At 70.9% G+C, this 12,811-nt stretch carries 9 protein-coding genes; 1 reads left to right on the forward strand and 8 read right to left on the reverse strand.

Features of this window, described 5'->3' with window-relative positions; translation table 11 throughout:
- Positions 1-54 precede the first annotated feature (54 nt).
- Positions 55-1,329, reverse strand: coding sequence for a YcaO-like family protein (locus tag HD597_RS39520; RefSeq protein WP_253749341.1), 1,275 nt, complete (start codon positions 1,327-1,329; stop codon positions 55-57).
- Positions 1,330-1,366: 37 nt separating this feature from the next.
- The gene (locus HD597_RS65090; RefSeq protein WP_276083135.1) at positions 1,367-1,489 is read right to left on the reverse strand and encodes a hypothetical protein; all 123 of its coding nucleotides are present in this window, start codon (positions 1,487-1,489) and stop codon (positions 1,367-1,369) included.
- Between the two features lie 248 nt (positions 1,490-1,737).
- Between HD597_RS65090 and HD597_RS39525 the strand changes: the two genes are divergently transcribed.
- Positions 1,738-3,798, forward strand: a complete 2,061-nt coding sequence (locus HD597_RS39525) for a trypsin-like serine peptidase (RefSeq protein ID WP_253749342.1) — start codon at positions 1,738-1,740, stop codon at positions 3,796-3,798.
- A gap of 53 nt (positions 3,799-3,851) precedes the next feature.
- Here HD597_RS39525 and HD597_RS39530 read toward each other — a convergent pair whose 3' ends face one another.
- The 6 genes from HD597_RS39530 to HD597_RS39555 all read right to left on the reverse strand — a co-directional run bounded on the left by HD597_RS39530 (position 3,852) and on the right by HD597_RS39555 (position 12,745).
- Complete coding sequence (locus HD597_RS39530; protein WP_253749344.1) at positions 3,852-5,579, reverse strand: thiamine pyrophosphate-binding protein; 1,728 nt, start codon at positions 5,577-5,579, stop codon at positions 3,852-3,854.
- Complete coding sequence (locus HD597_RS39535; RefSeq protein WP_253749345.1) at positions 5,576-6,964, reverse strand: hypothetical protein; 1,389 nt, start codon at positions 6,962-6,964, stop codon at positions 5,576-5,578. Before HD597_RS39535 ends, HD597_RS39530 begins: the two co-directional genes overlap by 4 nt.
- A gap of 14 nt (positions 6,965-6,978) precedes the next feature.
- Positions 6,979-9,894 carry a peroxidase family protein gene (locus HD597_RS39540; RefSeq protein ID WP_253749347.1) on the reverse strand — a complete coding sequence of 972 codons (2,916 nt, stop codon included), beginning with the start codon at positions 9,892-9,894 and terminating at the stop codon, positions 6,979-6,981.
- 147 nt (positions 9,895-10,041) lie between these two features.
- Complete coding sequence (locus tag HD597_RS39545) at positions 10,042-11,016, reverse strand: hypothetical protein (RefSeq protein WP_253749349.1); 975 nt, start codon at positions 11,014-11,016, stop codon at positions 10,042-10,044.
- A gap of 185 nt (positions 11,017-11,201) precedes the next feature.
- Positions 11,202-11,804 carry a GNAT family N-acetyltransferase gene (locus HD597_RS39550; protein ID WP_253749351.1) on the reverse strand — a complete coding sequence of 201 codons (603 nt, stop codon included), beginning with the start codon at positions 11,802-11,804 and terminating at the stop codon, positions 11,202-11,204.
- Between the two features lie 203 nt (positions 11,805-12,007).
- Complete coding sequence (locus HD597_RS39555) at positions 12,008-12,745, reverse strand: GntR family transcriptional regulator (RefSeq protein ID WP_253749353.1); 738 nt, start codon at positions 12,743-12,745, stop codon at positions 12,008-12,010.
- Positions 12,746-12,811 lie beyond the last annotated feature (66 nt).

Raw genomic sequence — 12,811 nt, forward strand, 5'->3', positions numbered from 1 at the left:
ATGGCGTCTCGTAAGGGCGTTGGGAATGCATGCCCACGACAAAAGCGGGCCAGGTCATTCACCGAGAGGCCAATCGTGCGGCAGGTCTCCGGAAACCTCGCCACATGGATGAAAGGCCATGGCGCGCTCCTTCGCGGCCGCCCGGCCCCTGGGCCCGGGCACGACGAGGTTGCCGTCCGTGACGAGCATGAATCTCTCCAGGCCCGGCACCATCACGTGCACCGCGACCACACCTCCCGGGAGGGCGCGCACCGTCCGGGCGTAGGCACGCAAGCCCCGCGCCACCAGTGCCGAGGACACCGTCCGTAGCTGGGCGAGGGGCGTTCCCACGTCCGGCTCCGCGGCGGGCAGCGGCATCACGCGCGCCCGGCGCAGGACCCCGGTGAGCTCGAACCGCCCGCAGGCGGCCAGAACGGGGTGCGCGGCCAGCGCGGCCGGATCGCCCCGGGCGCCCCCTCCCAGCTCCTCGCCCAGGGTGGTCTGGACGAGCTCGGTGAGGGCGCGCCAGGCCGCGTGGGCCGGGCTCAGCGACGTGCCGGTGCCACGCCGGTGCGGACGGAGGGAGGTGGGAGGCGTGTACGCCAGCATGGTCGCGACCCCGAGGTCGCTGGTGATGTCGAGCAGGTGCACCGGGGATCCGGTCAGTTCCGCCGCCACCGAGTACGCCCTGGCGGCATCGGGGGGCAACGTCCCCGGGTCGATGAGTCTCGGCCGGAACCGGCGCCCGCAGAGGAAGGCCCGTACCAGGAGCAGGGACAGGGCGTCGCGCTCGATCGCCTCGTTGAGGGCGTGCAGCAGGGCCTCGGCGGCGGTGACACCGACGGCCGATCCGCTGTTGCAGCTGTAACGCATGAGATGGGCGTAGTCGCTGTCGTCGCGGGCCCGCTCGCGCAGCGGCGCGGCGCCGGCTTCCAGGTACCACGGAGAGGACAGGAACAGGGGCACGAGCACGTCGTCGCCGCCGGCGAGGGCGCGGTACCGCCGGCAGGCCATCCGCCGCCCGGGCATGGGGGCCAGCAACGGCGCGCAGGCGTCCGCACGCAGCGGCCCCGCGGCGATCGCGGCGGGGGCGGCGGGCTCCACGGCGGCCGGATCGAATCCGGCGGGTCCCGTCAGGTGATGCTCGATGGCCTCGAAGAGCGCGCCCAGCCGGGCCTCCTCCCGCCCTCCCTTCCCCATCCCGCACGCGACCGGCGCCAGGTCCGCCCGGCTCAGCCCGCACCACCAGGCGGCCGGATCACGACCCCCGCCCACGTCGACGAGCTCGGCCCGCAGTCCCAGCGCGGCAAGTGCCGCCGTCGAGCGCCGTCCGGCCTCGGTGAGCGGCACCTCCCGCTCCGTCGGACAGCGTGCGGGACGGGCGGATCTACTCCTCCTCATCCCCGGCCGCCGCCGTCAGCTCCTCCAGATGGTCGGCCTCGGCCTCGGTGAGGTGCTGGCTCCGCCTGTCCAGGGATGCGACAGAGACGTAGTCGATCACGTTACCCATGAGGCTCCCCTTCCTCCTCGCTTCTCACGGTAGCCATGGCGCGGCGGAAGACCAGAAAAGAAGAAATAAGTCATCACAATGACATCTTTAATGAGCTCACTTGACTTCCGGCGAACGACGGGCACGGGCACCAGATGCCGAAAGATGAGCCAACAAGTGGTCAATTACCTGCCGGACATCTGGACGGCGATGCGAACCGGCGCACACATTCGAGATGAGATGCCTGCTTTATATGAGGGCGGCGGAACATGATGGAAATATCCACGGAAGTCAGCGAAAGCAGGGCCCGGCAGACCAGGGCCGCCGCCGAACGGTATCGCTGGAGCGGTTCCGAACGCGACGAGGCCTGGCGCAGGCGCGAGCAAGGCGAGGCGTTCCCCGACTCACCGGAGATGCTGGCCGCCCGCACCGCCCGTCTCATCCAGCGCAACGGGCTCCCGGTCGAAGCGGCGCTGGAGGCCACCAGGACCGACGCCCTCGACCAGCCCCAGATGTACGAGCGCATCCTCGGCGTGGCCAAGGACCTGCAGTCATGGAGTTTCCTGCCCCGAGGGGCACGGGCCGCGCGGACGGTCGCCCGGATCTCCGTCGCCGAGAACGGCCGCGAGCTGCCGATCGGCACCGGGTTCCTGGTCTCTCCCAGGCTGCTGCTCACCAACCATCACGTGCTGCCCGACGCCACGGCGGCCGGCTCCGTCGTCGTGGAGTTCGACGCCCAGGTCACCGTGGACAACGTCCCCGAGGTCTCCCGGCGGTTCGTCCTGGCCCCCGACGCGATCTTCGTCGCCGACGCCGCCCTCGACTTCGCCCTCGTGCTCCTGAGCCCCGACGCCGACGGCCGCCAGGCCGGGGAGACCTTCGGCTGGAACCGGCTCAGCGTCCAGACGGGCAAGCTGGTCATCGGCGAGCCGGTCAACATCATCGGTCATCCCAGCGGCAGGCTGAAGGAGATCTCCATCCGCGAGAACCGGCTGGAGGCGCGGCTGGACGACTTCCTCCAGTACCAGACCGACACCGAGCCGGGCAGCTCCGGCTCTCCCGTGTTCAACGACCAGTGGGAGGTCACGGCGCTGCACCACAGCGGCGTGCCCAGGACGGACGGCCAGGGACGCATCCTGCGCCGCGACGGGCAGCCCTGGCGGGAGGGAGACGGCGACGACGCCGTCGACTGGGTCTCCAACGAAGGGGTGCGGATCAGCGTCATCCTCAAGCACCTGGCCGCCCTGCCCCTCGACGATGCCCGGCGGGCGTACCTGGCGGAGATGGGGCCCGAGTCCGGCCTCGCGGACGCCGCCGCCCCGCGGGCGGCCGTCGTCGTCCCGCCGCCCGCCGCCCCGATGGACGGGCTGGTCGTCGAGTCGGACGCGCGGAGCGTCCTCCTCCGTGCCGGCGTGCCCGCCGCCCCCGGCGCCTTCGGCGGGTCCAGGCACGTGGTCTTCCTGCACGGCCGCGGTCAGGAGGAAGGGGATCCCGAGCGGCTGCGCCGGTACTGGACCGCGGGGCTGAACGGCGGGCTCACCCGGGCGGGGCTGGCCACGATCACGCCGGACGACGTGTGCTTCCCCTTCTACGCCAAGCGACTCCTGTCGGCCATGCAGCCGCTGGAGGCCCTGCCGGGCCCGCCCCGCGGGGCCGTCGAGGCGGTGGCGCCGGGCCCGCCCTCCACACGGCGCCTGTACGAGCAGCTGATCGTGGAGGCGGCGGGCCGGGCCGGCATGCCGGGGGCTCGGCCCGGGGGGCCCGCAAGCGCGGAGGGGCTGGGCGACTCGGTGCGCCGCGGCCTGGGCTGGCTCGCCGACACCACCGACCTGGACCGGCTGCTCATCGCCGCGATCTTCGCCGATGTGGCCGCCTACCTCGACGACCAGCGGGTCCGCGAGGCCGTGCTGGGCTGCGTGCTCGAGGACATGCCGCGCGCCGGCCGGCTGGTGCTCGTCACCCACAGCCTCGGCACGGTGGTGGCCATGGACCTGCTCACCCGGCTCGACCCGGCGGTGGAGGTCGAGCTGCTCGTCACCGCGGGAAGCCCGCTCGGGCTCGACGGCGTGCACCGGCGCCTGCTCAGCGGCGGGCCGCACCGGCCTGAACGGGTGACGCGCTGGTTCAACGCCTGGTGTCCCCTCGACCCGGTCGCCCTCGGGTGCCCGCTGAGCGACCACTGGACCGACGGTCCTGACGAGGTCGCGGTCGCCAATCCGGTGAGCAAGGCCCACGACATCGAGGAGTACCTCGCCCATCCCGAGGTCGCCCATCCGATCGGGGCCGCGCTGGGCGCCCCGGCCCCGGCCACCGCCGGGCGGACAGGATAGGCCGCGAGACGGCCCGGCGGACGGGGTAGGAGGCAAGGCGGCCGGCGTGCTGCTCACTCGTGCCTGGCGCCGTCCCGGCCACGCAGGCGGTCCTCGATGGTCTCCACCAGGCCGGCGATCACGCCGTGGGGTGAGGGGCTGTAGTGCGGGATCGCCCACCGCGTGATCCTGGCGTCGATCACCGTGGGGCGGCCCGAGCCCAGCGCCGCGCGGAAGGCGTCCTCGAACTCCGCAAGAGTCTCCACCCGGTACCCGTCCGCTCCGCACGCCCGGGCGTAGGCGGCGAAGTCCGGGTTCCTGAACTCGACCAGGCCGGTCTCCAGGTACTCCGAGAGCTGGTAGAGCTTGATCAGCTTGAACTCCTGGTCGTCGAAGATGATCCAGATGACGGCGATGTCATGCTCGACGGCGGTCATCAGCTCGAAGCCGGACAGCGAGTAGCACCCGTCACCGCAGCCGACCACGACCGTACGATCCGGGTGGGCGACCTTCAGCCCGATCGCGCCGTTGACGTGCCCGGCCATCGGCCCGAACGAGCCGGCCTTGCGGAAGTTCTGGCCCTCCTCGACGTCCACGTAGTAGCCGAGCCACGCCAGGTGGGCGCCCGCGTCGGCCAGGAGGACGGCGCGCGCCGGCAGCAGCCGGCCGATCGCCTGGGCGAGCTCCCCTGGATGGATCCTGCCGGTCAGGTGGGTGATGTGCCTGGCCTCGTAGTCCTTGCCGCTCACGTCGGCGGCCGGCACGTCCCCGACCTTCCTTTCCAGCGCCTCGACCAGGGCGGCGACCGCCGGGCGGGCGTCGGACAGGAGCGTGTGCTCGGCCTGGTACGCCTTGCGGAACTCGATCTCGCTGATGTTGACGTGGATGAGCACCTTGCCGTCGAACAGGTCCCGGCGGTAGTTGAAGGTGGCGTGCTGGTTGAGGGAGTTGCCGACGCACAGGACGACGTCCGCCTCCCGGAACGCCTTCCAGGCGCTCGCGTGGCCGCTGTCGGAGAAGACTCCCAGCGCGAGGGGGTGCGTCTCCGACACGACGCCCTTGCCGTCGAGCGTGGTCAGCAGCGGGATCTGGAACCGTTCGATCAGCTGCTTGATCTGCGGGCCGGCGCCGCTGCGGATCGCGCCGAACCCGGCGAGCACGACGATCCGCCGGCGCTCCCGGAGGGCGTCCGCGAGCACCGACGCGATCTCCTCGACGCGTTCCGGGTCGGGCGGGACCGGTGGGACGTCGAGCCGGACGGGCCGCGTTCTCGCGACGTCGATGCCGCGTTCGGTCAGGTCGAGGGGGACGTGGAGGTGAACGGGGCCGGGCCGCCCCTCGAAGGCGGTGTTGACGGCCTCCTCGAGCACGCCGAAGGTGTCCTCGGCGGACTCCAGCAGGAAGGACTTCTTGGTCGTGGCGGCGAACATGGCCCGGGAGTCGGGTGTCCCGCCGAGCCCCGAGGTCTCGTTCAGCGAGCCCCAGCCCTGCCACTTCCTGGGCGCGTATCCCGAGACGGCCAGGACCGGGTAGGAGTCGGACATCGCCATGGCCAGCCCGGAGAACAGGTTGAACGCGCCGGGCCCGGCAGTGGCGAAGCAGAAGCCCAGCTTCCCGCTGTACATCGCATACCCGCAGGCCATGAAGGACGCCGCCTGCTCGTGGCGGGTGATGATCGGCCGGATCCGCCGCGAATGCTTCAGCGCCAGCATCAGGCCCGCCGCGTTCTCTCCCGCTCCCCCGAAGGCGGCCTCGACCCCGACGTCCTCCAGCCCGGCGACGATGGCCTCGTAGACCCTCATGGACGCGTCCCGTCCGCGTGCCAGCGCGCGGCATGCCGCTGATGCGCGTCGGTCATCCCGTTCGCGAAGAACCGCTCGTAGTACTCGGTTTCGACGTGATGGGTCTGCAGCCAGATGCCGGGCACGTGGACGGCGTCGGTGTGGGCGGGGAAACGGCCGTGCGTGCGGTGGATGTAGACGCAGACGTCCCGCGCGCAGTCGATCACCTCCTGCTCGTACGCGCTCGCCTCGGCCAGGTAACGCCGCCCGTAGTCGCCCTTGTAGATGTGGGAGAAGGTCTTCTCGTCGGTGTAGACGCCGCCTGGGCCGAACTTCGCCCGTACGACGCTGTCCACGGCCGCCTCCATCGAGGGGAAGTTGGGCGGGCAGGCGGCCTTGATCAGGTGCTCCCCATCCACCCGCAGGCCGACCGGGTGGGAGCGCAGGGTGGCGTACTTCGGCAGCGGCACGTGCCAGCGCAGGACGTCGGCGAGGCGGAAGCGCGGCGTGACGAAGTCGAAGCCGAGCATCCGGCCGTAGGCGCGGGAGAACTTCGGGTCGCCCAGCATGATCTGCGGATGGATCGTGCCGTGGATCCAGGCGCCCAGCCCCATCGCGTCGGCGGCCAGCATGAGGTTCTGCACGAGCAGGTCCGCCTCGATCTGGGTGCGCATCGTCCCCATGGCGCCGAGCGGCACCTTGACGTCCGGGTTGAGGAACCCGTTCTTGACCCACTTGCCCACGCCCGCCAGGCGATAGAGGTTGCGGTCGTCGACCAACGTCGGCCTGGCCCCCTCCGGCTGGGTGAGCAGGAACATCAGGCAGTTGATGTACTGATGGGAGAGGTCCACCACGGGCAGGAAGATCGTGGTGCCGGGCAGGTTGGACAGGAACCGGTTCGCATCGAGGTAGGCGGGGAAGTCCCGCCGCCCCTCGGCCACGTCGAGCCGGCGGTCGAGGACCCGCACCTTGGCCTGGCGGGCCCGCTCGATCAGCGATTCGGCGGTGAAGGGCAGGTCCGCGGCGGGTGGGAGTTTCCTCAGGTAGTACGTGCCGGTGTCGTTGATCATGAAGAAGTGGGTGCCCTGGGCGTTGTCGGGGCTGCCCGCAGTCCGGCCGGCCATGGTGAGGTTGGGCTTGGCCATGATGGGGTCGCCGTCCCGCGGATCCTCGAACGGCCGGTCGGGCATGGTCAGCCCGGAGCAGCCGGTGAGCGCGATGAGCAGCGCCTCCTCCAGCTCCGTCAGCGGCATCGGCGGGTGTGGTGACCGGTAGCTCATCGAACCCGCCGGGACGGCCGCGCCGCGGCTGACGCGGTGGGTCCGGCGTTTCCAGATGGTCTCCATCAGCGGCCGGGACAGGAGCGCTTCCAGCCCTTCCTGCCTGGTGGCGGGCTTGACGTCCATGATCGGGCTCGCTTTCAGTCGTGCGTGGTGCCGGTGTTCGCCTCGGGCCTGGCCGGGCGCCACGGCGCGAAGGCGCTCGTGGTCCGGGGCAGGACCGCCGCCAGTTCGGGGCAGTGCCGCAGGATGACGCTCGTCATGCCGTTGCGGGCGATCCAGTCCATCCCCAGCGGGGTGTAGATCTCGGGCCTGAAGTCGACGGTGAGGAAGCGGTCGCTCTGCAGCCGCCGGCTGGCCATGAGGATGAAGACGCGGAACGCCGTGTCGCTGAACCCGAAGCGCTCGGGCGGGTTCTCCGCGAAGAGCCCGACCATCGTGTCGATGTCGTCGACCGAACGGTAGACGTCCCGTAGCCGGGCCAGGCTGTCGGGGTCGGAGGTGAGGTCCTCGAAGCGCCGCAGGCGCGGCTGGTGCAGGCCGGCGCGGAAGTCGTTGTAGCGCGGCACGGCGCGGCGGCGCGTGCGGACCAGGTCGACCACGGAGAGGTCGATGATCTCGCCGTCCCGCTCGAACGCCTGCAGCGCGCGCGGGAAGTTGCGCAGCGTGATGGCCCCCGGATGGGCGATGCCGAACGAGTAGAGCGAGTTCGCCAGGCCGGTCCGGCGCATGACCGGCTCGGTGGCGGCGCCCTGCACGTCGTTGAAGCCGAGCGTCTCCAGCCGTCGCCCGCTCCTGTGGTCGGCGAGCTCGTAGTCGTCCGGGATCAGCGGGTGCATGCGGTAGACGGTGACGAAGTCCTCGGTCAGCGAGTACGGCGCGCCGTGATGGTCGGGCAGCGTCCGCGGGATGCCGGTGAGCGCGTGCGTGTCGGCCAGCCACAGCCCCAGATGGGTCAGCCAGCTCTTCGGCGGCCCCTGCCAGTTGGCCGTCAGCCCGATGTCGATCAGCTCGGTGGCGAGGATGGCGGGTGTCCACTCCACTGTGTGGATCTTGGCGATGAGGGCGGAGACCACGAGCCTGGCCGTGTGGTAGACCGACTCCTCGTCCAGGCCGGGATACTCCTCGCGCAGGGCCCGGCACACGGCGTTGTGCTCGCGGGCGAAGAGCGTGTGCATGACGCTGAGCCCGAGCCACCAGTTGTTGCGGAATCCGGTGATCGGGATGCCGTCCGGTCCTGGCACCAGGTGGCCGTCCTCCAGGCGCAGCGACGCGCCGCCGTCCGGCTCGCGCAGGGATCGCGCGACGGTCTCGTCCCCGCCGTAGACCTCCGAGCCGTCCCACCAGTGGGAGGCCGCGTTGGCGGACAGGATCGGCGGCCCCGTCCCGCCGGCCGGGCGCAGGTCGTCGTTCTCGGCGAAGCGCATCACATTCTCGGGCGTGCCTCCCGGGGTGTTGGCCCACGTCATGCCGTACGGGAGCGGCACCTCGACGCTCCTGGTCCCGGGCGGGCAGCGCTTGTGGTCCACCCAGTCGTGCACCTGGAACTGGATCCAGGCGGCGGCGATCACGTTCAGCGACCGTGCCGGGATGAAGCTGTCACGGTGGAGCAGCTCCCTGCTGACGACCACCGGATTCGGCTCGTCGAACAGGTCCGGCCGGTAGACGGGCTGGAGGTTGCGGCCGAAGGCCGAGCCGAGGGCTCCCATGGCGGGGTCGGACAGGTCGTTGCAGGTGCCGTCGTAGGTGCGCCTGACGAGCAGGGTCTCGTCGAGAGGCGGGGGCACCGGATGGGCCCGGGGAGGGGCCTGACGCACCTCGGTGTCGATCAGGTTGTCGCGGCGCAGCACCTGCCGGATGGTCGCGACGTTGAGCAGGCCGATCCAGGTCGGCAGCCTGTGCCAGGGGACGTACCGGTTGAGCACGCCGAACGCGCCGCGCAGCAGGGCGCCGACGACGAGGTTGCGTCGCGGCGTGGGCGTGACGAAGCGGCGTCCGCGGCGATGGGCGCTGCCGGCCTCGTAGGCGGCCTTGCGCGCGCGGTTGAGGTTGCCCAGGGGGCGGAACTCGTCGGTGGTGTTCCACGGGTCGAAGGCGAGCCGGTCGATGCGGATCCCGGCGGCCCGCGCGTCCGCGGTGCCGACGTCCTGGCGCGGGATCGTCAGCGTGGCCACGGGAACGACGGGCACGTCCGCGTCCGGCCAGTCCGCGGCTCCGTCCTCGACGGGCGTGAGGCCGGCGTCCTCGTAGCGCTGCACGCACAGGTCGAAGACGACGTCCTGACTGGCCAGCCGGGCCGCGAGCTCGTGCGACAGGTAGTCGGCGTCCTCCCGCGGCACGGGGACCGCCGAGGGGGACACCGCGGCCGGCCGGAGCCGGTAGCGGACGGGGCCGGCCTGGCCCCAGAGGATGGCGCCCCGGCTCCAGTACGTCTCCAGGGCGAGGCTGCGCACCTCACGCCGGGTTCCGGCGAGCACGTTGCGCCGCATGCGGGCGGCGGTGGACCAGCCCAGAGCCCAGGGCAGCTTGACGTACAACGCCACGGCCTTGCGCAGGGTGGTGGTCGCTCCGGCCATGACCTGCGCGAACACCACGAACTCGCGCGCGTTCGCGGCGTGGGAGACCGGGTGGTTCGTCATGAGGAGGTCGTGGGTCTCCTCAGCCCCCACCTGGATCCGCAGGGCCGCGCCCCTCAGGTCGGGGGCGGAGTCGGGCTGGCGGACGCCGCTCGCGTTCGACAGGCGGACGATGACCGGGTATTCGGCGCCGGGCTGGGCGAATCCGGTCCGCAGCTCCTCGGGCAGCGAGGTGTGGAACCTCAGTCTGGCGTTCTCGACACCGAGGATCGCCTTCGCGTGGAAGGCCCGGTCGATCCCGGCGGCGCCGCTGCGCTCCTTGATCTTGAGCTGGACGCGCATGAGGTCACCGGCGAGCCGTTCCAGGATCACCCGCTCCGCCTCGGGCGAGCCTCCGACGTAACGCTCGTACTGCTCGGCCGTGGAGGTTTCGCGCACCACCGGAGGCTCGTCGACGATGCGCTCCTGCTGCTTGGCCATGAGAACTCCCCCGAGAATGCGGCCGCCGCGCCGGGCATGAGCGATCGCGGCGCGGGATCTTTGTCCGCTATTCCCTCCGCCCGGCCGGACAATGCGCCCCTTTCCCCCAGCGCTGCCTATTCTTGGGAGAACGGGTATCTTCCCCGGTCAGTCGGGATTTGTCGCTTCGGCGGCCCTGCCCACGCCGCGTGAGGCGTCCCGCACGTTGCTGAGCACGTTCTGACCCTGCTCGTCCACCAGCCGGGTGATGAGCTGCTGCGCGGCGCCGAAGATCGCCGCCCAGCCGAGGATCTGCGCTCTGCTGTCGAGGTCGCTCAGCCCCGGGACGAAGCGCGCCTGGATCAGCATCAGCCCGATGACCGCCGACACCGCTCCGGCCGGGAGCTTCAACAGCGCCAGCACGATGGGAAGGGTGTAGGGGGCCGAGGTCCCGTGGATGTGGCGCAGGCCGATCGCGCCCACCAGCGAGGCCGCGGACAGGCCGATGAGCTCCACGATGGCCACGTCCCAGGCCGTCGGGGTGAGCCCGATGGGGCACGCGGGGCCGGCCTTGGGATCGTCGAAGCACAGGTTGATCGCATGGGGGTGGATGGCCCCCACCACGAGCAGGGCCGCGGCGACGGCGATCAGGACGAAGGTGGAGATCAGGATCGTGTTGCGGAAGCTGCGCAGCCGCACCTTCTCCTGCTGGGCGGCGATGTTGGCCGCCTGAAGCGTGATCACCGCCAGGGTGCGGTCCTGCGGCGACAACTTGCCGTCCTGGCCGCGAAGATGCTCCTCCAGCTTGGTCCGGCGCGGGTCCTGCGGCCCCAGGTGCTGCAACGCCCGTGCGAGCACGTCGCTGCCCCACCAGGGAAGCTCCGCCTCTGGCAGGAGTTTCAGCAGGGCGACCTCCACCTTGTTGATGTTCGCCCAGGTGCGGTCCACGGCGAGGCCGGACCAGGCCCCGCGCAGGCTCGCCCGGCCCGCCGCGGCCTCACGAGCCGCGTCGAGATGTCGCTGGGCGCCCCTGGCCGGCGCGGACCCGTCGTCGTAGCCGTCGAGCTGGCTCTGCAGCTCGGCGATGTAGGCCAGCGCGCGCTGCCGCCACGAGAACGCCTTCTCACCGGCCACATCCTGCATCGCTGTGCGTCTCTCCGCGTGCGCTCCCGCTGTCTACCCACGGGTTGCCCGGGACGGCACGCGGAGGAACGACCATCTGCTCAACCACGGGGAAATCCGGGCCCGTTGTTGACGTTCTCTCCTTCCCGCGGCGATGCCGGGCCCGGCCCCGCGGCGGGCGGGGCCGGGCCTCGCCCGCACCGGATCTAGGCGCTGATCAGCTCGGCGAGCGTGAGGTCGCGGAAGACCGTGGGCTGCACGTCCTCCGACGGGCGCTGGAAGAGCGCGCCCGACGACCGGTGCGGCAGGTCCACCGTGCGTACGTGGCGGAAGCCGCGGTCGCGGTAGTAGCCCTGCAGCCGCGGGTTGGCCTTGGCGCAGTCGAGGCGGACCCAGGGCAGGCCCGCCGAGAAGGCCGCGGCGCACGCCCAGTCGAGCAGGGCGTCGCCGAGGCCGGAGCCCGACCAGGGGCGGGCGACGGCCAGCTTGTGGATGTAGAGCGCCGCGCCCGGATCGTCGCCGGAGGTCCAGAACTCGGGGTCCGCGTGGTCGTCGAGGGCCATGGTGGCCACCGGCGGGGCCGACTCGTCGGGGTCGAGGTATCTGAGCTCGTCGTCCAGCAGGAACAACACGCGATCCTCGATGAGCGGCTCGATCCGCTCGGGGCCGAACCCTGCCCGCGGCCACTGCCGCACTCCCTGCGTGTGGAGCCACTCGGCGGTGTCGGCGAGCAGCGTGAGGACGCCGGGAAGGTCCGCGGGTTCCGCTCTGCGGAGTGAGAGCGGGTGCAGCAGGGTGTTGGTGTGCATAGTAGTACCCTTCGTTGCGTTGGGTGTCCGCGCCTGCGCACAGCGTGATGACGCAATGTCGCATGGGGGCGAAATGGGGCCTCAACCCGATATATATGGATAAATGGCGATTTAGGGGAGTATGCACGACTCCCCCAGGCCAGCGAGGCGGCTATTTCTCGCTGCACCCGGCCGGCGGGATCACCCCTTCACCCACGAGCTCGTCAGCGGCGATCGAGCTCGTATCTGATCAAATGTTTGTCGGCTGGCAAAACCGACACGGCGACACGCACTGGCATGTCTGCCCCGTCGTACCCCACTCGGACGTACACCATGACTGGCGTACCGAGTTCGAGTTGGAGGCGTTCGGCCTCCTCCTGGTTGGGCATGCGCGCCCAGATGTCGTCGACGACGCGCACCTGCGCATGGCCCAGGTCTTCCAGCACCCGGTTCGCCCCTCGCGCGATGTCTCCGGGTCTGGCGATCTCGGAGTCGGCAACCAGATCGCGGGGGAAGTAGGAATCGTTGGTGTTGTACGGCTGCCCGTCCACGAAACGCAGACGGCGTCTCACCACCGCCAATTCCCCGTCGGCCAACTCCAGCCTGCTGGCGATCTCCTCGACGGGAGACACCGTCAGCACCTCGATGTACTGGCTGGGTGCACGGCCTTCCTGCCCGACGGCGTAGGCGAACGCCTCGCGCAGTTCCCCGCTGGGTTGCGGCTCCAGCTCCCGCTGCGGATAGATCAGCAGCGGTCTGCGGTCCCTGACCACGGTGCCGCGCCGCGGCGTGCGCGTGACCAGACCCTCGTTGACGAGTTCGCCGAGGGCCAGCCTCACCGTGTTCCTGCTCACCCCATGGTCTTCCATGAGCTGCGCCTCGGTCGGCAGCTGCGCCCCGGGGCCGAGGACACCCGAGTAGATGGCTCGTCGCAACTCCGAAGCCACCTGCTGATACAGCACCGACCTTGCCACTTTCACCCCTTTTGTTCCAACAATTTAGACGATCTGGTTCTAGCAGGCCACAAC

The organism is Nonomuraea thailandensis (assembly GCF_024172165.1).
Taxonomy (GTDB): Bacteria; Actinomycetota; Actinomycetes; order Streptosporangiales; family Streptosporangiaceae; genus Nonomuraea; species Nonomuraea thailandensis.

Excerpts from the sequence above, each read along its gene's own strand:
- HD597_RS39545 (WP_253749349.1), bottom strand. The coding sequence starts at position 11,016 with ATGCAGGATGTGGCCGGTGAGAAGGCGTTCTCGTGGCGGCAGCGCGCG.
- HD597_RS65090 (WP_276083135.1), bottom strand. The coding sequence starts at position 1,489 with ATGGGTAACGTGATCGACTACGTCTCTGTCGCATCCCTGGACAGGCGG.
- HD597_RS39530 (WP_253749344.1), bottom strand. The coding sequence starts at position 5,579 with ATGAGGGTCTACGAGGCCATCGTCGCCGGGCTGGAGGACGTCGGGGTC.
- HD597_RS39535 (WP_253749345.1), bottom strand. The coding sequence starts at position 6,964 with ATGGACGTCAAGCCCGCCACCAGGCAGGAAGGGCTGGAAGCGCTCCTG.
- HD597_RS39550 (WP_253749351.1), bottom strand. The coding sequence starts at position 11,804 with ATGCACACCAACACCCTGCTGCACCCGCTCTCACTCCGCAGAGCGGAA.
- HD597_RS39525 (WP_253749342.1), top strand. The coding sequence starts at position 1,738 with ATGATGGAAATATCCACGGAAGTCAGCGAAAGCAGGGCCCGGCAGACC.
- HD597_RS39540 (WP_253749347.1), bottom strand. The coding sequence starts at position 9,894 with ATGGCCAAGCAGCAGGAGCGCATCGTCGACGAGCCTCCGGTGGTGCGC.